The 18,024-nt window shown below is 71.5% G+C and carries 16 protein-coding genes; 8 read left to right on the top strand and 8 right to left on the bottom strand.

From position 1 onward, the window contains the following. Positions 1 to 43 precede the first annotated feature (43 nt). The 4 genes from ACFXHB_RS29490 to ACFXHB_RS29505 all read right to left on the bottom strand — a co-directional run bounded on the left by ACFXHB_RS29490 (position 44) and on the right by ACFXHB_RS29505 (position 2,951). Positions 44 to 559: a MarR family winged helix-turn-helix transcriptional regulator gene (locus ACFXHB_RS29490; RefSeq protein WP_380577726.1), complete on the bottom strand. Its 516-nt coding sequence runs from the start codon at positions 557 to 559 to the stop codon at positions 44 to 46. 39 nt (positions 560 to 598) lie between these two features. Further along, entirely contained in the window at positions 599 to 1,405 is an 807-nt protein-coding gene (locus ACFXHB_RS29495; RefSeq protein ID WP_380577769.1) for an AIM24 family protein, read from the bottom strand. A 257-nt stretch (positions 1,406 to 1,662) separates the two neighbouring features. After that, the gene (locus ACFXHB_RS29500; RefSeq protein ID WP_380577727.1) at positions 1,663 to 2,313 is read right to left on the bottom strand and encodes an AIM24 family protein; all 651 of its coding nucleotides are present in this window, start codon (positions 2,311 to 2,313) and stop codon (positions 1,663 to 1,665) included. Beyond that, the gene (locus tag ACFXHB_RS29505) at positions 2,313 to 2,951 is read right to left on the bottom strand and encodes an AIM24 family protein (protein ID WP_380577728.1); all 639 of its coding nucleotides are present in this window, start codon (positions 2,949 to 2,951) and stop codon (positions 2,313 to 2,315) included. Before ACFXHB_RS29505 ends, ACFXHB_RS29500 begins: the two co-directional genes overlap by 1 nt. A gap of 232 nt (positions 2,952 to 3,183) precedes the next feature. Here ACFXHB_RS29505 and ACFXHB_RS29510 point away from each other — a divergent pair, with 232 nt between their 5' ends. Then, positions 3,184 to 3,516, top strand: a complete 333-nt coding sequence (locus ACFXHB_RS29510) for a DUF3817 domain-containing protein (protein ID WP_380577729.1) — start codon at positions 3,184 to 3,186, stop codon at positions 3,514 to 3,516. A gap of 108 nt (positions 3,517 to 3,624) precedes the next feature. On the opposite strand, the gene ACFXHB_RS29515 is transcribed toward ACFXHB_RS29510, so the two are convergent. Both ACFXHB_RS29515 and ACFXHB_RS29520 read right to left on the bottom strand, forming a co-directional pair. Then, positions 3,625 to 5,238 (bottom strand): M4 family metallopeptidase, encoded by a 1,614-nt coding sequence (locus tag ACFXHB_RS29515; RefSeq protein ID WP_380577730.1) that lies wholly within the window; start codon positions 5,236 to 5,238, stop codon positions 3,625 to 3,627. 414 nt (positions 5,239 to 5,652) lie between these two features. Beyond that, complete coding sequence (locus ACFXHB_RS29520; RefSeq protein ID WP_380577731.1) at positions 5,653 to 7,293, bottom strand: M4 family metallopeptidase; 1,641 nt, start codon at positions 7,291 to 7,293, stop codon at positions 5,653 to 5,655. A gap of 498 nt (positions 7,294 to 7,791) precedes the next feature. On the opposite strand from ACFXHB_RS29520, the gene ACFXHB_RS29525 reads away from it, so the two are divergent. The 3 genes from ACFXHB_RS29525 to ACFXHB_RS29535 all read left to right on the top strand — a co-directional run bounded on the left by ACFXHB_RS29525 (position 7,792) and on the right by ACFXHB_RS29535 (position 10,678). After that, positions 7,792 to 8,319 (top strand): MarR family winged helix-turn-helix transcriptional regulator, encoded by a 528-nt coding sequence (locus ACFXHB_RS29525; protein WP_380577732.1) that lies wholly within the window; start codon positions 7,792 to 7,794, stop codon positions 8,317 to 8,319. A gap of 91 nt (positions 8,320 to 8,410) precedes the next feature. Beyond that, positions 8,411 to 8,761, top strand: coding sequence for a DUF3817 domain-containing protein (locus ACFXHB_RS29530; RefSeq protein ID WP_380577733.1), 351 nt, complete (start codon positions 8,411 to 8,413; stop codon positions 8,759 to 8,761). A gap of 231 nt (positions 8,762 to 8,992) precedes the next feature. Continuing rightward, positions 8,993 to 10,678 (top strand): methylmalonyl-CoA mutase, encoded by a 1,686-nt coding sequence (locus ACFXHB_RS29535; RefSeq protein ID WP_380577734.1) that lies wholly within the window; start codon positions 8,993 to 8,995, stop codon positions 10,676 to 10,678. Between the two features lie 84 nt (positions 10,679 to 10,762). Here the strand turns inward: ACFXHB_RS29535 and ACFXHB_RS29540 are convergent, their stop codons facing one another. Next, a complete protein-coding gene (locus ACFXHB_RS29540; RefSeq protein WP_380577735.1) occupies positions 10,763 to 11,458 on the bottom strand; it encodes a TetR/AcrR family transcriptional regulator in 696 nt (231 codons plus the stop codon). A 367-nt stretch (positions 11,459 to 11,825) separates the two neighbouring features. On the opposite strand from ACFXHB_RS29540, the gene ACFXHB_RS29545 reads away from it, so the two are divergent. The 4 genes from ACFXHB_RS29545 to ACFXHB_RS29560 all read left to right on the top strand — a co-directional run bounded on the left by ACFXHB_RS29545 (position 11,826) and on the right by ACFXHB_RS29560 (position 16,432). Next, complete coding sequence (locus ACFXHB_RS29545) at positions 11,826 to 12,821, top strand: tetratricopeptide repeat protein (RefSeq protein ID WP_380577737.1); 996 nt, start codon at positions 11,826 to 11,828, stop codon at positions 12,819 to 12,821. 707 nt (positions 12,822 to 13,528) lie between these two features. Then, complete coding sequence (locus tag ACFXHB_RS29550; RefSeq protein ID WP_380577738.1) at positions 13,529 to 14,194, top strand: DUF6230 family protein; 666 nt, start codon at positions 13,529 to 13,531, stop codon at positions 14,192 to 14,194. A 127-nt stretch (positions 14,195 to 14,321) separates the two neighbouring features. After that, positions 14,322 to 14,996 (top strand): DUF6114 domain-containing protein, encoded by a 675-nt coding sequence (locus tag ACFXHB_RS29555; protein WP_380577739.1) that lies wholly within the window; start codon positions 14,322 to 14,324, stop codon positions 14,994 to 14,996. Further along, positions 14,993 to 16,432, top strand: coding sequence for a hypothetical protein (locus ACFXHB_RS29560; protein WP_380577740.1), 1,440 nt, complete (start codon positions 14,993 to 14,995; stop codon positions 16,430 to 16,432). Before ACFXHB_RS29555 ends, ACFXHB_RS29560 begins: the two co-directional genes overlap by 4 nt. Positions 16,433 to 16,504: 72 nt before the next feature. On the opposite strand, the gene pyk is transcribed toward ACFXHB_RS29560, so the two are convergent. Next, positions 16,505 to 17,932: a pyruvate kinase gene (gene pyk / locus ACFXHB_RS29565; RefSeq protein ID WP_380577741.1), complete on the bottom strand. Its 1,428-nt coding sequence runs from the start codon at positions 17,930 to 17,932 to the stop codon at positions 16,505 to 16,507. Between the last annotated feature and the right edge of the window lie 92 nt (positions 17,933 to 18,024).

Raw genomic sequence — 18,024 nt, forward strand, 5'->3', positions numbered from 1 at the left:
GTCCAGGACGGTGACCGGCCCTCTCGCCGTGTCCGGCCGGGTCTCAGCCCCGGCCGCGCAGCCCGCGCAGGTGCTCGGCGACCGGCGCCAGCGCCTCGTACATGGCGTCCAGCTGCTCGGGCGTGAAGCGGTCGATGAAGTGCGCCCGGACGCTGCGGACGTGGTCCGGGGCGACCTTCTGCATGGTCTCCCAGCCCTGCTCGGTGAGGTGGGCGTAGAGGCCGCGCCGGTCTCCCGGGCACTCCTGCCGCAGCACCAGCCCGGCCGTCTCCATCCGCGTGATCTGGTGCGAGAGCCGGCTCTTGGACTGCAGGGTGGCGGTGGCCAGGTCGGTCATCCGCATCCGTCGCTCGGGCGCCTCGGAGAGCACGACCAGGATCTCGTAGTCGTTGATCGCGAGGTTGTGCGGCTGGAGTTCGCGGCCGAGCTGGTAGTCCAGCAGCTTGGCCACCTCCAGGTGGGCGCGCCACAGCCGCTGCTCACCAGCGGTGAGCCAGGGAGTCCCCTCCTCCGGCTGCGAGGGGGGGACGTCGGCGGCGTCGAGCGTGCGCGTATCCATGGTCCGAGCATAACGCATTTAGTTAAATCTTGTACGAGTTTACAGACCGAAACGTCGCCCGAGGTCGCCCAGGTTACCGAGCCCGGGGACGTTGAGGTTGCCGCCGCCGTGGCCCGCCGCGGGCTGCGAGGGCACCCCGCCCATCGGCACGCCCGCCTCGGCGTGCACCTGGCCGACCGCGCGCTCGGCCATCAGCACCTCGGTCGACTGCAGCAGCACCTGTCCGGCGCCGATGAACTCGAACTGGTGCTCCTCGCCGGACGCCCCGCCCAGGCCGGTCAGCCGGCGGATCCCGCCGATCACCCCGTGCATGTAGTCGTGGTCGTAGTGGTGGCAGGGCGCCGGGCAGTCCGCCCAGCCGACCAGTGCCTGCGGGTCCACCCGGATCGGCGGCTCGACGAAGTGCACCGGGCCGTTGGAGGCGGCCACGAACTTGCCGCTGCCGATCAGGGTGAGGAACCCCGGGATGATCGACTGCTTGAGCCGCAGCGTCGGCTCGTAGGCCAGCAGGTTGCCCGAGCGGACCGTCAGGTTCCCCTCCTCCAGGTCGTAGGAGTTGAGGTCGAAGGCGCGGTCGGCCAGCAGCAGCTTGCCCCGCCCCTCGGCGACCACCCAGTCCGCGGCGTGCATCGGCGAGTTGAAGTGCTGGCCGAGCATCCGGTCGATCGCGCCGGCGCCGACGCCCTTGAAGGAGATGTCGCCGTAGTAGGCGATCATCTTGCCCTTCTGCAGGAAGTACGACCCGTTCAGGTCCACCGAGAAGGCGTACGGGTTGACGTTGTCGTTGACCGGCAGGCTGTGCGCGTCGTGCACCACCGGACCGGAGCCGTCCTGGGCCTTGGGCAGCGGGGCCTGGGCGCCGCCGTACTGCTCCTGGGCGTACTGCTGCGGCGGCTGCTGGGCCGGGTACCCCTGCGGCGGGGGCGGCGGGTAGCCCTGCTGCGGGTAGCCCTGTCCGGGCGGCGGGCCGTAGCCGGGCGGCGGCGGGGCGACCGGGTAGCCGGGCTGGGTCGGCTGGTTGTACGGCGACGGTTGGCCGTACGGCTGCGGCTGGCCGTACGGGTCGTGCGGCTGCCCGTAGGGGGGCTGCGGCGGGTAGGACATCAGAGCTTCTCCTCGCTCGCCTGTACGAACACCGTGCCGTTCCCGGACAGCTCCAGCTGGAAGGCCTCGCCGGAGCCGCGTCCGATCATGTCGCGCCAACCCAGCGCGGTGGACAGCTTGTTCTGGACCTGGCCGCGGTGCGCGACATAGGCCTGGGGGTCGACGTGGACCGGCTGGTTCGGGGTGATCGGCAGTTCGAAGACGCCGCCGTGCGCCATCACCGCCACCGCGCCGTGGCCCTCCAGCTTGGTGGTGAACAGGCCCTGCCCGGTCACCTGGCCGCGGACCATGCCCATCACGCCGCCCTGCGAGCCCATGAACATGGTGGACTGCTGGAGCGAGCCCTCGAAGGCCAGCAGCCGGTCCGCCTCGACGTACAGGGTGTCGCCGGCCAGCTCGATCACGTGCACGTGGTGGCCGCCGTGGCCGAACAGTACGGTGCCCTGGCCCTCGACCGTCATCAGCGGGGTGTCCTCGTTGGCCACCCGGCGGCCGATCATCGACATGACCCCGCCCTGCCCGCCGGTGATGTTGGGGGTGAACCGGACCTCGCCGGTGTACGCGAGCATCGCGCCGCGCTGGCTGAACATCCGCTGCCCGGGGACGACCCGGGCCTCGATCATCTTGTTGTTGATCCTGGTGAACGGCATCAGACGTCGCCTCCGACGGTGATCTTCTCGGACGGCTGGACGTAGACCAGGCCCTCGCCGGAGAACTCCACCTGGACGGCCTCGCCGCCGCCCTCGCCGATGAAGGTGGACCAGCCGGCGCCCGACTTGAGGCTGCGGCTGAGGTTGCCGGTGTGCGCGACGTAGGCCCCCGGGTCCACCCGCAGCGGCATGCCCTGGGAGACCCGCAGGATGATCGCCGGCCCCTTGGAGGTGACGGCGGCCCAGCCGTGCCCCTCGACCTTGGTGGTGAAGAGGCCGTTGCCGGAGGAGACGCCGTTGAGACCGGTGAAGGTGGTGCCGGTCTTCAGGGTGCCCTCGGTGCAGAGGAGGTTGTCCGACTCGACGTAGAGCGTCTCGCCGTTCAGCCGGACCAGGTTGATCTCGGTGGCCTTGTCGGCGAAGTAGCAGGTGCCCTGCCCCTTCACCTCCATGACCGTCATCTGCTCACCGGTGAGGCGGCGGGTCACCATGCCGCGCAGCCCGTCACCGCCGCCGCTGAGCTTCTTGAAGCTCATCTGGCCGGCGTACGCGACCATCGAGCCGTTCCGGGCTTTCACGGCGTCGCCCGTCATGTCGACGGCGAGCGTCTTGGATCCTTGGAGTCGAAACTGTGCCACCGCCGCAATGTAGCGGGATCCGGCGGTTCCGGGGGAGGGGGCGTCGTCGTTCTGGTACCGGTCTGCGACAAAACCGGCCTGCCGGACACGTTCCGTACCGGGTCCGTACTCCTTCCCGGTCCGCCCGGTGCGCCGGGTCCGGACCCCGCGCGCGGGCCCGGACGTGTGCTCGGTGATAATGGCCGGGATGCTTGTGAGCCGGTTCACAAGCGATCTTCGACTCCTGACTGAGGTGCCCATCGTGAACAGCAGTGCCGTCCACCGCCTGCGTCTGGTCTCCGGCCCCGAGGGCCTCTCCTTTCTCCTGCTCCTGGTCTGCTCGGTGCTCAAGCGCACCACCAGCTTCGACGCCGTGCCGGTGATGGGCATGATCCACGGCGTGCTGTTCATCCTGTACGTGGTGTTCTGGATCATGGCCTGGCAGGCGCAGAAGTGGGACGTCAAGCGCGGCGCCCTGCTGTTCGTCCTCTCGGTGCTGCCCACCGGCGGCTTCTTCGCCGAGCGGACCCTCGCCAAGGAGGAGCGCGGCGAGCTCGCGCCCGCGCGCGAGCCCGCCGCCGCCTGATCCCCGCGCGGGCGAACCTCCCGCGGACAGGCCGACAGGCTGTCGGGGCCTCCTCTCCCAGTGGGCCCCGGCAGCCTGTCGCCGTTTCCAGGTGTGGTCCGGTGGTGACTAGTTGACGTTCACCGCGCTCCAGGCGGCGGCCACGGCCGCGTACTGGGTGCTGGTGGTGCCGTAGAGGTCGCCGGCGGCCTTGAGGGTCGCGGTGCGGGCGGCCTTGTAGTTGGTGGTGGAGGTGAAGTACACGGTCAGCGCGCGGTACCAGATGGCGGCGGCCTTGTCGCGGCCGATGCCGGTCACCGTGGAGCCGTTGGAGGTCGGGCTGTTGTAGCTGACGCCGTTGATGGTCTTGGCGCCGCTGCCCTCGGCCAGCAGGTAGAAGAAGTGGTTGGCCACGCCGGAGGAGTAGTGGACGTCCACGTTGCCGACCCCGGAGTACCAGGAGTCCTTGGACGCGCCGTCCTTGGAGGGCTTGTCCATGTAGCGCAGCGGGGTGCCGTTGCCGTTCAGGTTGAGCAGCTCGCCGATCAGGTAGTCCGGCACGTCGGTGGGCAGGTTGGCGTACCACTCGACCATGGTGCCGAAGATGTCCGAGGTGGCCTCGTTGAGGCCGCCGGACTCACCGGAGTAGACCAGCCCGGCGGTGGCGGAGGTGACGCCGTGGGTCATCTCGTGGCCGGCCACGTCGATCGCGGTGAGCGGGTGGGTGTTGCCGGAGCCGTCGCCGTACGTCATGCAGAAGCAGGAGTCGTTCCAGAACGCGTTGACGTAGTTGGAGCCGTAGTGGACCCGGCTGCTCGCGCCGACGCCGTCGTTGCGGATGCCGCTGCGGCCGAAGGTGTTCTTGTAGTAGTCCCAGGTGGCGCCGGCGCCGTACTGGGCGTCCACGGCCGCGGACTGGGTGTTGGAGGCGAGGCCGTTGCCCCAGATGTTGTCGGCGTCGGTGTAGAGGGCGTTGCCGTTGGCGGCGTTGCCGGTCCACTGGTTGCCGCGGGAGCCGTCCTTCAGCTGGTAGGTCGAGCCGCTCTGGGTGGTGGTGAGCGGGACGCTGCCGACGAAGACGCCCTTCCCGCTGCCGTTCGCGGTCTGGAACTCCTCGTGGGTGGAGAGCACCGCGCCGGTGGCGGCGTCGGTGACCAGCCGCTGGCTGCTCGGCGTGCCGTCGGCCCGCTGGCCCGTGACGACCGTCTGGTACGCCAGCCGCGGGCTGCCGTCGGCCGCCCAGACCACCAGCGAGGCGGCGCCGGCGCCGTCGACCCGGCTGATCGCCGACTCGTCCTTGTCGGCGGCGATGCCCACGGTGGCCCGGACCGCGCCGAGCGCCTGGGCACCGGCCTTGTCGGCGGAGAGCGCCGGGGTGAGGCTCGGCAGCGAGAGCTGCCCGCTGAACGCCCGGTCCACCGAGGTGATCGAGCCGTTGGCCTTCTGGTGCACCACCAGGTCGCCGCCGAGGACCGGCAGGCCTCCCAGCGTCCGCTCGTAGCGCAGGTGGCGGGTGCCGTTGGCGTCGACGACGGCGTCCTTGGCGACCAGCCGCTCCTGGCCGCCGAGGGCGAGCGCCCGCGCCAGCGGCGCGGCCTCGCTGCCGGCCAGGGTGATCAGCGCGTCGTGCTGCTGCACCACCGACGGCGCGGCGGCCTGCGCCGGGGCGGCGGCGACCTGGATGGCGCCGGCGAGCAGGGCGGTGGCGGAGAGTACGGCTCCGGCTGTCAGCTTTCGCTTCACGTACGGGGTTCCTTCCACGAAACCGCGTGTGCGCGGTCACGCCGCGTACCGGGGCGCCGGGGTTGGCACCGTGGGGCGGTAGGGCGCTGACGTGCTGCTCCCGTGCGGTCCTGACGGCCGGTCGGTGGGTGGGGCGACGGCCGTCGAACGGGGCTTGGGCAGAAGCATGACAATGCAGGTCGTGAAAGGACAGGGCGCCACCGGCGATTGGCCAGGTCTCGCCAGCGCCGGTACGGGTGGTTCGGGTGCGTCGGGTGACCGGTTCGGGCGCTTTGTCCCGCTGGCGGGATCCCGCCAGTGGCCGCCCTTGCCGCCCGCCGCGCGCGTTGCTACGGAGGACACCGCCGACCGCGGACACGCGGACGCCCGGGGCCTCCCCTCCCAGTGAGGCCCCGGGCGTCCTTGGCGCGGACGTCAGTTGACGTTGACGCCGCTCCAGGCGGCGGCCACGGCCGCGTACTGGGTGCTGGTGGTGCCGTAGAGGTCGCCGGCGGCCTTGAGGGTCGCGGTGCGGGCGGCCTTGTAGTTGGTGGTGGAGGTGAAGTACACGGTCAGCGCGCGGTACCAGATGGCGGCGGCCTTGTCGCGGCCGATGCCGGTCACCGTGGAGCCGTTGGAGGTCGGGCTGTTGTAGCTGACGCCGTTGATGGTCTTGGCGCCGCTGCCCTCGGCCAGCAGGTAGAAGAAGTGGTTGGCCACGCCGGACGAGTAGTGGACGTCCACGTTGCCCACGCCGGAGGACCAGGAGTCGGCCGAGCCACCGTCCTTGGAGGGCTTGTCCATGTAGCGCAGCGGCGTCCCGTCGCCGTTGATGTCGATCTCCTCGCCGATCAGGTAGTCCGGCACGTCGGTCGCGAGGTTGGCGGAGAACTCGACCATGGTGCCGAAGATGTCCGAGGTGGCCTCGTTGAGGCCGCCGGACTCACCGGAGTAGTTGAGGCCCGCGGTGGCGGAGGTGACGCCGTGGGTCATCTCGTGGCCGGCCACGTCGATCTCGGTCAGCGGGTGGGTGTTGCCGTCACCGTCGCCGTAGGTCATGCAGAAGCAGGTGTCGTCCCAGAACGCGTTGACGTAGTTCTTGCCGTAGTGGACCCGGCTGGTGGCGCCGACACCGTTGTTCTTGATGCCGTTGCGGCCGAACGCGTTCTTGTAGAAGTCCCAGGTGGCCGCCGCGCCGAACTGGGCGTCCACGGCCGCGGACTGGGTGTTGGAGGCGAGGCCGGTGCCCCAGGCGTTGTCGGCGTCGGTGTACAGCGTGCCCGAGCCGGACGTGCGGCCCTTGAGGTCGCTGGTGGACTGGTTGCCGCGGGTGGCGTCCTTGAGCTGGTAGGTCGAGCCGCTCTTGGTGGTGGTCAGCGGGACGGTGCCGACGAAGACGCCCTTGCCGGTGCCGGTCGCGGTCTGCACCTGCTCGTGGGTGGAGAGCACCTCGCCGGTGGCCGCGTCGGTGACCAGCAGCTGGCTGCTCGGGGTGGAGTCGGCCCGCAGGCCCTGGACGACCGTCTGGTACGCCAGTCGCGGGTTGCCGTCGGCGGCCCAGACCACGAGCTTGGCGGCGCCCGTCTGGTGCACCTCCGTCAGCGGCGCCTCTTCCTTGTCGGCGGCGATGCCGACGGTGGACCGCACCGCGCCGGAGGCCTGCGCGGCCGCCTTGTCGGCCGGGATCGCCGGGGTGAGGCTCGGCAGGTCGATGGTCGCGCCGACGGCCTTGTCCACGGCCTTGACCGCGCCGTCGGCGGCCTCGTGCACCACGAGGTCGCCGCCCAGGACGGGCAGGCCGGCGAAGGTGCGCTCGAAGCGGAGGTGGCGGGTGCCGTCGGCGTCCACCACGGCGTCCTTGGCGACCAGTCGCTCCTGGCCGCCCAGGGCCAGTGCCTGCGCCAGCGGACCGACCTGACCGCTCGCCAGGGCGATCGCCGCGTCACGCTGCTGCGCGGCCTGCGCCTGGGCGGTGGGAGTCGGGGCGGCCTGGGCGGCGGTGGTACCCACCTGGATGACGCCGGTGAGCAGGGCGGTGGCGGAGAGTACGGCGCCGGCTGCGAGCTTTCGCTTCACGTACAGGTCCTTCCGGGGAAACCGCGGGTGCGCGGTCGCGCCGCGTCCCGGGGTGCCGGGGTTGGCACCGTTGGGGCGGGACGGGCGCTGACGTGCTGCTGCTCCGTGCGGTCGAGCGGCGGGCCACCGGTGAGTGGGGCGGTGACTGCCGGACGGGGCTGGGCGAAAGCATGACAATCCAACAAGTGAAATGACAGGTCTTGTTCATCGATTGGCCAGGTCTCGCCAGCCCGGCGGAAGGTAAACAGGGCGACAAATGCGGTCGAACCACCCGGCCTTGCAGCGGGTTACCGTCCGAACCGAGGCCTGCTCACGGGCCGAGCGCCCCTTCGGCGGCCGATCGGCCGCCGGCGAACGGCAGGTGGCGGGGGTTCACACCCCCGCAATCTCCTGGTACGGACCTGCGAGTCCCACTGGCGTGATCCCGCCACGTGTCGCGCTTGTCCACCATCAGGACGCCTGGTAACACCCGGCCGACCCGCCGGTACGGTAAGGGGCGTGGCCAAGCCCCTCGCACTCGACTTCGATCCGATCGCCCGCGCCGACGAGCTCTGGACCCGCCGCTGGGGCGGAGTCCCCTCGATGGCGGCGATCACCTCGATCATGCGCGCCCACCAGATCCTGCTCGCGCGGGTGGACGCCGTCCTCAAGCCGTACGGGCTGACCTTCGCCCGCTACGAGGCGCTGGTGCTGCTCACCTTCAGCCGGACCGGTGAGCTCTCGCTCTCCAAGGTCGGCGAGCGGCTGATGGTCCACCCGACCAGCGTCACCAACACCGTCGACCGCCTGGAGCGGGCCGGTCTGGTCGCCCGCCGGCCCAATCCGCTGGACGGCCGCGGGGTGCTCGCGACCATCACCGCCCGCGGTCGCGAGGTGGTGGAGGACGCCACCCGTGAGCTGATGGCGATGGAGTTCGGCCTGGAGGAGTACGGCGCCGACCAGTGCCGCGAGGTGTTCGAACTGCTCAGGCCGCTGCGGATCGCCGCCGGCGACTTCACCGAGCCGGACGCGGGGGCCGCGGAGTAGGGCGCTGCGCGGCGTACCCGTAAGCGGCGGCTACCCTCGTGGGAGCGGTGCGCGGATCCGGGCGTACCGGCCGATTCTGGCGAGCGAGGCGATGAAGAGTATGAAGGCGAACCCCCTGCTGGGCTGGTACCGGGCTTTGGCCGTCGCGACCGGTGTGGCCCTGCTCGTGTTCTGCGGCTTCATGGTCGCGAAGTACGGCTTCGACGCGGCCGAGGACGTGACCACCTACGTCGCGATGCTGCACGGCTACCTCTACATCGGGTACTTCGTGGTCACCTTCCTGCTCGGCCAGAAGCTCAAGTGGCCGCTGGGCCGGATGATCCTCACCCTGGCCGCCGGCTGCATCCCGTTCGCCTCCTTCGTCGCCGAGCGCCGGGTGGTCCGCGAGGCCGCCGAGCAGCTGCCGGCCGGTGGCGCGGCCCGGCAGACCGCCGGCGTCTGAGCCGCGCGCGGAGCCTTCGAGGGCGCCCCTCCCCGCACCGGGGAGGGGCGCCCTTCGGTTTCCTCCGGCCGGTTCCCCCGGCCGGCCCCTTCGGCGGTTCCCGGCGCGTTCGCCCCCGGTCGACCGGTGCTCCATCGACAATTACTAGGACGTCCGAGTAAATTGGTAGGACGTCCTAACAGCTGTGCCGCCCACGTGCCGTGGCGGCCGTACGGAGCGGAGTTCGGGGTCATGGACGCCGAGGAGATCGAGCGCGGCCGGCAGCGCTGGCAGCAGCGGTACGACAGCGCCCGCAAGCGGGACGCGGACTTCACCACTCTTTCCGGTGACGAGGTCGACCCGGTCTACGGCCCGCCCGCGGGGCAGCCGGTCGAGGGCTTCGAGCGGATCGGCTGGCCGGGCGAGTACCCGTACACCCGGGGCCTGCACGCCACCGGCTACCGGGGGCGGACGTGGACCATCCGCCAGTTCGCCGGCTTCGGCAACGCCGAGCAGACCAACGAGCGCTACCGGATGATCCTGGAGGCGGGCGGCGGCGGCCTCTCGGTCGCCTTCGACATGCCCACCCTGATGGGCTACGACTCCGACGACCCCAAGTCGCTCGGCGAGGTCGGGCACTGCGGCGTGGCGATCGACACGGCCGCCGACATGGAGGTCCTCTTCAAGGGGATCCCGCTCGGCGAGGTCACCACGTCGATGACGATCAGCGGCCCGGCCGTCCCGATCTTCTGCATGTACCTGGTGGCCGCCGAGCGCCAGGGCGTCGACCCGGCGGTGCTCAACGGCACGCTGCAGACGGACATCTTCAAGGAGTACATCGCCCAGAAGGAGTGGCTCTTCGCCCCCGAGCCGCACCTGCGCCTGATCGGCGACCTGATGGCCTACTGCGCCGAGGGCATCCCGGCGTACAAGCCGCTCTCGGTCTCCGGCTACCACATCCGCGAGGCCGGGGCGACGGCCGCGCAGGAGCTGGCGTACACGCTGGCGGACGGCTTCGCCTACGTCGAGCTGGGCCTCTCCCGGGGCCTGGACGTGGACGTCTTCGCGCCCGGTCTCTCGTTCTTCTTCGACGCGCACCTCGACTTCTTCGAGGAGATCGCCAAGTTCCGCGCCGCGCGCCGGATCTGGGCCCGCTGGATGCGCGACCGCTTCGGCGCCCGGACGGACAAGGCGCAGTGGCTGCGCTTCCACACCCAGACCGCCGGTGTCTCGCTGACCGCCCAGCAGCCGTACAACAACGTGGTGCGCACCGCCGTCGAGGCGCTCTCGGCGGTGCTCGGCGGCACCAACTCGCTGCACACCAACGCCCTGGACGAGACCCTGGCGCTGCCTTCGGAGCAGGCGGCCGAGATCGCCCTGCGCACCCAGCAGGTGTTGATGGAGGAGACCGGCATCACCAACGTGGCCGACCCGCTGGGCGGCTCCTGGTACGTCGAGGCGCTCACCGACCGGATCGAGGAGCAGGCCGAGGCGATCTTCCGCCGGATCCTGGACAAGGGCCGCGAGGACCACGAGATCGGTCCGATCACCTCCGGCATCCTGCGCGGGATCGAGGAGGGCTTCTTCACCGGCGAGATCGCCGAGGCGGCCTTCCAGTACCAGCAGGGCGTCGAGAAGGGCGAGAAGCGGGTCGTCGGGGTCAACTGCCACCCGCGCAGCGTCACCCCCGAGCTGGAGATCCTGCGGGTCAGCCACGAGGTCGAGCGCGAGCAGGTGCGCGTCCTGGCCGAGCGCAAGGCCGGGCGGGACGAGGCGGCGGTGCGGGCCGGGCTGGACGCGATGCTGGCGGCGGCGCGTTCGGGCGCGTCGATGATCCCGCCGATGCTGGACGCGGTCCGGGCCGAGGCGACCCTGGGCGAGATCTGCAACGCGCTGCGCGACGAGTGGGGGATCTACCGGGAGACCGCCTCCTTCTGAGCCGCTCCCCGGCGACCGGCCGGTCGACGACGCCGAGAACCGCCCCGCACGCTCCTGGCGCGCGGGGCGGTTCTCGGCGTCCGCTCAGTCCCCGGTGAGCCGGGGGAACGGCCCGAGCAGCAGATCGGTGAAGCGGCGGATCCACTCCGGGGTGATCGGCTCGCCGCTGACCAGCACCCGGTGCTCGACCGTGCCGGCGATGGTGTCGAAGATGATGTCGATCTCCTCGGCGGCCGTCGCCGTGTCGCAGTCCGGGGCGAGTTCGCCGCGTGCCTGGGCGGCCGCGCGGCCCTGTCGGACCAGGCGCTTCTGCGGGTCGACGATCGCCTCCCGGATCCGCCGCCGCAGCTGTCCGTCCCGGGTGCCCTCGGCGAACAGCGCGAGCAGGGCGGCCTGGGTCTCCGGGCGGGCCAGCAGATCGGCGAACTGGGCGACCACGGCCTCGATGTCGGCCCGCAGGCTGCCGAGGTCGAGCATCTCCAGCTCGTCGAAGAGGCTGGCGACGGCGTCCACGACCAGCTCGTTCTTGGAGGGCCAGCGGCGGTACAGGGTGGTCTTGGCGACCTTGGCGCGGGTGGCCACGTGGCCCATGGTCAGCCCGCCCCAGCCGAGTTCGGCCAGGGCCTCGCGGGTGGCGTCGAGGATGGCGGTGTCGGCGGCGGCGCTGCGCGGCCGCCCCTTGGCCCGGGTGGTGGTGCTGCCGGGGCTCTCCGGGGCGTCCGGGGGGTCCGCACGGCCCGCCGGACGTGCCGGGGTCACGGGGGACTGGGGGGCCGGCACCGGGCCTCCTTGCGATGTACTGGTAAGTAACATGGGTGGGGCAGGTAACGGTAGCGACTGTTCGCCGTCCCGGTCAGCCGGGGCGTGCGGGAAAGTGGGGCAGCTCACGTCCCGGGACGCCCGGAGGGGGTTGCGGCGGGGGCCCTCGGTCCAGTTACGCTACGACTCGTAGCGAAAGCAGTGACAACCAGGCGCCGCGATCCCGTGGGACGGGGGCGGCGCGGGTGCGGGTGGGGATCCGCGCCGAACGGTTCAGGCTACCGGGGGACGGGTCGTCCACCCCGGAATTCGGCGCCGCGCAGCCCGCGCGACGCGACTTTCCGGAGGTTGGTGCCCGTCAGCAGCACGGACGGGGGAGGATAGTGCCATGCAGCCACGGAATTCGCGTCTCAACAGCTCCGCTCTGCGCGGTGCGGTCGACCTCGCCGCAGTGAAGGCGGCCGGTGAGGCCGCCCAGAAGGCCGAGCAGGCCAGGGTCGAGCGGGCCCGCCAGGCGGCGGCCGCCGAGGCGGCCGGTGTCACCCCGGTCCAGTCCGCGTACCCGCTCGTCATCGATGTCACCGAGGACACCTTCGAGACCGAGGTCGTCCAGCGCTCCACCGAAGTGCCGGTGGTCATCGACTTCTGGGCCGAGTGGTGTGAGCCCTGCAAGCAGCTCAGCCCGATGCTGGAGCGGCTGGCCGAGGAGTACGCGGGCCGGATCGTGCTCGCCAAGATCGACGTCGAGGCCAACCAGCTGCTCACCCAGCAGTTCGGCATCCAGGGCGTGCCGGCCGTGATGGCCGTGGTGGCCGGCCAGTTGGTGCCGCTGTTCCAGGGCGCCGAGAGCGAGGCCAACGTCCGCAAGGTGCTGGACCAGCTGATCCTGGTCGCCGAGCAGCGCTTCGGCGTGGTCGGCGGCGCCGCCGCGCCGGCCGAGGCGTCGGGCGATGCCGAGCCGTACCCGCCGGAGGACCCGGCCCTGTCGGCCGCGCACGAGGCGCTGGACCGGGGGGACCTCGACGGCGCCATCCAGGCGTACCGGAACGTGCTGACCGACGAGCCGGGCAACACCGAGGCCAAGCTCGGCCTGGCCCAGGCGCAGCTGCTGCGCCGGGTGGAGGGGCAGGACCTGTCGACCGTCCGTGCGGCGGCCGCGGCCGACCCGAAGGACGTCGAGGCCCAGCTGCGGGCGGCCGACCTGGATCTGGTGGGCGGTCACGTCGAGGACGCCTTCGGGCGCCTGGTGGCCACCGTCGGACGGACCTTCGGCGAGGACCGGGACACCGTGCGGCTGCGGCTGCTGGAGCTGTTCGAGGTCATCGGGACCGATGACCCGAGGGTGACGGCCGCGCGCGGCGCGCTGGCCCGCGTCCTGTTCTGAGGGCCCTCGCCGGCCCCTGTCCGGCCCTCTTCTGGCACGGCGGATGACCTGCGGTGTCGCTGGCGATTTGGCGACAATCCGGTCATCGTGTCAGAGGTTTACCAAATCTTGACAACACCCGTGGGCGGTCACGTCATGTGACCGCCCACGGGTGTTTCGCTGGCGTTTCCGGCGGATTTCATCCTCACGGTTCCTTCAATTCATCACTCTGGGTGCACGGGTGGCCAATTCCATGATCGCCGCCGTCCGATGTTGGATTACCCGTCAGTAATGAACCCCTTGTGCTTCGCCCGGGATTCGAGCAGCATCGGCGACGCCCGGTCCCAGACTCCAACCCCCGACAGCCGGTCGGCGGGCGGAGCGAAGGATCCCCACCGGGTGAGCCGTCGGCCCCGGTCGACGGCGGGAGGGCAGGGGGGTGTCCGCGGTCCCACAGCGGTTCCTGTCCTTCGATCCGGCCGCGCGGCCCGCGCGGTCGCTGGTTGTCGCTCGGGGGTGATCGCCGATGTCGTCGGTCCTGCCCGCCGCCCCGCAGGGGCGGTCGGTGAAGGGACGGGAGTGCCGCTGTGTGCCGGCCGCTCCCGCGTCCGACGACGCCAACGGCGCTCTCCGCTACCGAGGACGTAGCTCTCTCCCATCCCAGGCCCCCACCGGTGCGGGTGCACCGCCGGGGAGCCGGAGATGTACGTCCTAGAAGGAGGACTCGCATGTCCCAGACCTACGGCAAGACCCGCTGGAAGCGCTTCGCCCTGGTGATGGTGCCCAGCCTCGCGGCCACCGCCGCGGTGGGCGTCGCACTGGCCAACAACGCGCTGGCGGCTTCGTTCAGCGTCTCCGGCCAGAACTTCAAGGTCTCCACGCAGGAGCTGCACGGTACGAACTTCGCGCAGTTCGGCTCGATCGACGCCGAGTCCAACGGCACGCCGCACCCGGTCGCCGTCTCGGCGTTCGACGAGGCCCGGATCAAGGGCCTCTGCCAGTCGGTGGTGACCGACCCGAACATCATCCCCGGCCTGCCGTGGAAGCTGCCGAAGATCACCCTCCGCCTGGAGGCCGGTCAGAGCGACGACCCGGAGAAGCAGGTCAGCGCCAAGAACCTGCTGATCGACCTCGACCAGCTCAACGCGGACGCCACCTTCACCAACATCAACATCGGCCAGGACGCCTCCACCCTGAAGGGCACCGCCACCCAGGGCTGGAAGTCCCGTCTCGGCACCGGCCTGCCCTCGGGCGGGACGGGCTTCGCCCAGGCCGCCGACAAGGCGGACCTGACCAACGTGCAGCAGACCGCCTGGGCCACCTCGGCCGGCACCTTCAAGCTCCAGGGCCTGAAGCTCAACCTGCACACCGACGGCGGGCACGAGTGCTTCTAGGCCGTTGACCGGCGGCGGGCCCCGGCCCGCCGCCGACCGCGGTACCCGGGGGGCCGGGGCGGCGCGTGCCGCTCCCGGTCCTCCCCCTCCCGTTTTCGCCTCGTTCACACCATCGAGGAGCTGCATCGTGTCCAGCGCCCTTGCCGAGTACCGGCCCGCCGAGCACGAGAACCCCGCCCAGTGGGTGCGTCGGGTGTTCCGTACCTTCCGCCGGTCCCGGCCGTTCTACGGCGGCCTGCTGGCCATGATCGCCGGCGTCCCGATCATGTACTTCCCTTACGCCAAGCTGTCGTTGAGCGGCATGACCGTGCAGATGGCCACCACCGGTGGCGCCGGGTCGCTGATCATCGGCGTCCTGCTGATCGTGCTCGGGCTGACCGCCTGGTTCCAGCCGGCCGTCCGTTTCTTCGCCGGTGTCGCCACCTCGCTGCTGACCCTGGTCTCGATCCCGGTCTCCAACCTCTCCGGGTTCGGGCTGGCCCTGCTGCCGGGGCTGATCGGTGGTGGGCTGATGCTCGCCTGGGCGCCGAACCGGCCCGAGGACGCCGAGGCCGGCACCGCCGAGTCGACGGTCGCCGAGTCGACGGTCGCCGAGCCGCTCGCGCAGGCCGGGACCGCCGCGACCCTCGTGAAGTCCGGGCCCGCCGCGCCGACCGCCGCCGACACCTCCGCCGAGGGCGCCACCGCGCCGCTGCCGGTGGTCCCCGCGCAGGCCGAGCCGCCGGCCCCGGGGGCCGACCCGGCCGCCGCCGAGGCCGGCGTCCCGTCGCGGCAGACCGGTGACCAGAAGGAGGCACGGTGACCGGGTCGCAGGAGCCGCAGGCCGGGCCCGCGCTGCCGGAGCAACGCTCCGCGCGCCACGCGGCACCCCGGACGCCCGTCCGGATCCGGCTCAGAGGGCGGGCGCTGGCGATGGCCGCCGTGCCGACCGCGCTGCTGATGGCCGCGGCCTACACGCCGAACACCGCGATCGCCGAGACCTCCGCGGGCAAGCCGTGCGCCACCGCGCCGGAGACCGTCCCGGACGTCGCGCCGGTGGAGGAGACGCCCGTCCCCAAGGACGAGTTGACCCCGCTGCCCGGCCCGTCCGCCACCCCGACCGGGGCCGCCACGGCCGCGCCCACCGCCGTCCCGACGACGGTGCCGACACCCGGGCCGACCACCGCGCCCACGACCACCGCGCCCACGGCGGCGCCGACCGCCGCGCCCACCACCGCCGCGCCGAGCGGGCCGGCGGCGCCCGCGCCGACGACCGGGGCCGCGAAGCCCGCCCCCGGCGGGTCCGGCGGCGTGGTGCAGGCCGGGCTCATCGACGACATCGTCGGCGGCATCACCAATCTGATCCACCCGAGCGGTTCGCCCAGCCCGTCGGCGAGCCGGAGCACGGGCGCCGCGCAGACCCCGAGCCCGGGTACCGGCCAGGCCGTGGGAGCGGCCCCGTCCACGGCCGCGCCCGCGCCCGGCACCCGTGCGGCCGCCCCGGCGGCGCAGCCGTCCCAGGTCCCCCAGGCGCCGCCGTCCTCGGCCGCGCCGCAGACCCCGGCCGCGACCACCGCCGCCACGCAGCCCCCGGCGGCCGGGCGGACCACGCCCGCTCCGAAGGCGTCCACCAGTGGCAAGGCGAGCCCGAAGGCGGCGCCCGCGGCGGGTGCCGGCGGCACGCCCTCGCCGTCCGGTTCGCCGTCCGCCAACCCGAACTGCGAGGTGGACGCCCGCGGTCTGACGGCCGGCGCGCCCGCCTCCGGGCACGTCGTCCCGGAGCAGAACTGGACGCTGAGGACCAGCCGGCTGGGCCTGCACGGCGCGGTCTTCCACGGCGTCTACGACGTACGGACGCCCACCGGGACCAAGCGGGTACTGAAGTTCGTGGTCGACAGCGTGGACATCGAGAACCTCGACATGTCGACGTTGCAGGGCAACGGCAAGACCTTCCACGTCAAGGGGGCCCCGGGCTCGACCTCGACGATGCGCCAGGGGCCGGTCACCATGTACGTGGAGCGGCTCTCCGGGCACCTCTCGAAGCTGCTCGGCCTGCCGATCCCGATCGACCTGGGCGAGATCACCCTCACCCCGGACACCCTGCCGCGCTGGCTGTACGACCTGATCGGTGCCATCCCGATCCCGCTGGACCTCGAACTCACCGGTGTCACCGCCAAGCAGGCCGGCCAGTTCGGCGGCACGCTCAAGATCCCCGGCATGCACCTCTACAACGACGACGAGCCGTACAGCGACAAGTAGTCCGCAGACGCCCGTGGGGCGGCCCCTCCACTGAGGAGGGGCCGCCCCACGGGCGTCGTTGCGGACCGGGGTCTACTCGCTCCGGGTGCCCAGGTGGTGCACCTGGACCATGTTGGTGTTGCCGGGGACGCCGGGGGGCGAGCCGGCGGTGACGATGACGGTGTCGCCCTGGTCCAGCTGGCCGATCTTGAGCAGCTCGCGGTCGACCTGGGCCACCATCTCGTCGGTGGAGCCGACCTGCTCGGTGACGTGCGCCTCGACGCCCCAGCTCAGCGAGAGCTGGTTGCGGGTGGCGTTGTCCGGGGTGAAGGCGATCACCGGGATCGGCGAACGGTACCGGGAGAGCCGGCGCGCGGTGTCACCGGACTTGGTGAACGCGACCAGCGCCCTGCCGTTGAGGAAGTCGCCCAGCTCGCACGCGGCGCGGGCGATCGAGCCGCCCTGGGTGCGCGGCTTGCGGCCCGGGTTCAGCGGCTGGAGGCCCTGCGAGAGCAGCTCCTCCTCGGCCTTCTCGGCGATCCGGCTCATGGTGCGGACCGTCTCGATCGGGTACTTGCCGACGCTGGACTCGGCGGACAGCATGACCGCGTCGGTGCCGTCCAGGATCGCGTTGGCGACGTCGGAGACCTCGGCGCGGGTCGGGCGCGAGGCGTGGATCATCGACTCCATCATCTGGGTCGCGACGATCACCGGCTTGGCGTTCCTGCGGGCCAGCGTGATCAGCCGCTTCTGGACCAGCGGCACCCGCTCCAGCGGGTACTCGACGGCCAGGTCGCCGCGGGCGACCATGATGGCGTCGAAGGCGAGGACGATCTCCTCCATGGCCTCGACGGCCTGCGGCTTCTCGATCTTGGCGATGACCGGCACCCGGATGCCGACCTCGTCCATGACCTCGTGGACGTCCTTGATGTCGGCCGCGTTGCGGACGAAGGAGAGCGCGACCATGTCGACGCCCAGCTCCAGCGCGAAGCGCAGGTCGTCCTTGTCCTTCTCGGACAGGGCGGGCACGTTCACGGCCGCGCCGGGCAGGTTGATGCCCTTGTTGTTCGAGAGCACGCCGCCCTCGACGACCACGGTCTTGACCTGCGGGCCGTCGACGCTGACGACCTCCAGGGCGATGACGCCGTCGTTGATCAGGATCGGGTCGCCGGGCTTCACGTCGCCGGGCAGGCCCTTGTAGGTGGTCCCGCAGATGTGCTGGTCACCGGGGACGTCCTCGGTGGTGATGATGAACTCGTCACCGTTGTCGACGGTCACCGGACCGTTGGCGAAGGTGGCCAGGCGGATCTTGGGGCCCTGGAGGTCGGCGAGGACGCCGATGGCCTTGCCGGTGTCCTCCGAGACCTGGCGGACCTTTCGGTACCGCTCCTCGTGGTCCGCGTGGGTGCCGTGGCTCATGTTCAGTCGGGCGACGTTCATGCCCGCCTCGACGATGGCCTTCAGCTGTTCGTAGGAGTCCGTGGCCGGACCCAGGGTGCAGACAATTTTCGCTCGGCGCATATGGATCAGTCTATCCGTTCGTGTTATAGGTGCATTCGGCACGAAGCGTGAGGAATCGTCGACGAAGGATTCCGAGGGGCGAGACGACGGTG

The sequence above is a fragment of the Kitasatospora sp. NPDC059327 genome, from assembly GCF_042752535.1.
Lineage (GTDB): Bacteria > Actinomycetota > Actinomycetes > Streptomycetales > Streptomycetaceae > Kitasatospora.

Coding starts and splice junctions, on each gene's coding strand:
- ACFXHB_RS29530 (WP_380577733.1), top strand. CDS start 8,411: ATGAAGAGTATGAAGGCGAACCCCCTGCTGGGCTGGTACCGGGCTTTG.
- pyk (WP_380577741.1), bottom strand. CDS start 17,932: ATGCGCCGAGCGAAAATTGTCTGCACCCTGGGTCCGGCCACGGACTCC.
- ACFXHB_RS29490 (WP_380577726.1), bottom strand. CDS start 559: ATGGATACGCGCACGCTCGACGCCGCCGACGTCCCCCCCTCGCAGCCG.
- ACFXHB_RS29550 (WP_380577738.1), top strand. CDS start 13,529: ATGTCCCAGACCTACGGCAAGACCCGCTGGAAGCGCTTCGCCCTGGTG.
- ACFXHB_RS29500 (WP_380577727.1), bottom strand. CDS start 2,313: ATGCCGTTCACCAGGATCAACAACAAGATGATCGAGGCCCGGGTCGTC.
- ACFXHB_RS29545 (WP_380577737.1), top strand. CDS start 11,826: ATGCAGCCACGGAATTCGCGTCTCAACAGCTCCGCTCTGCGCGGTGCG.
- ACFXHB_RS29535 (WP_380577734.1), top strand. CDS start 8,993: ATGGACGCCGAGGAGATCGAGCGCGGCCGGCAGCGCTGGCAGCAGCGG.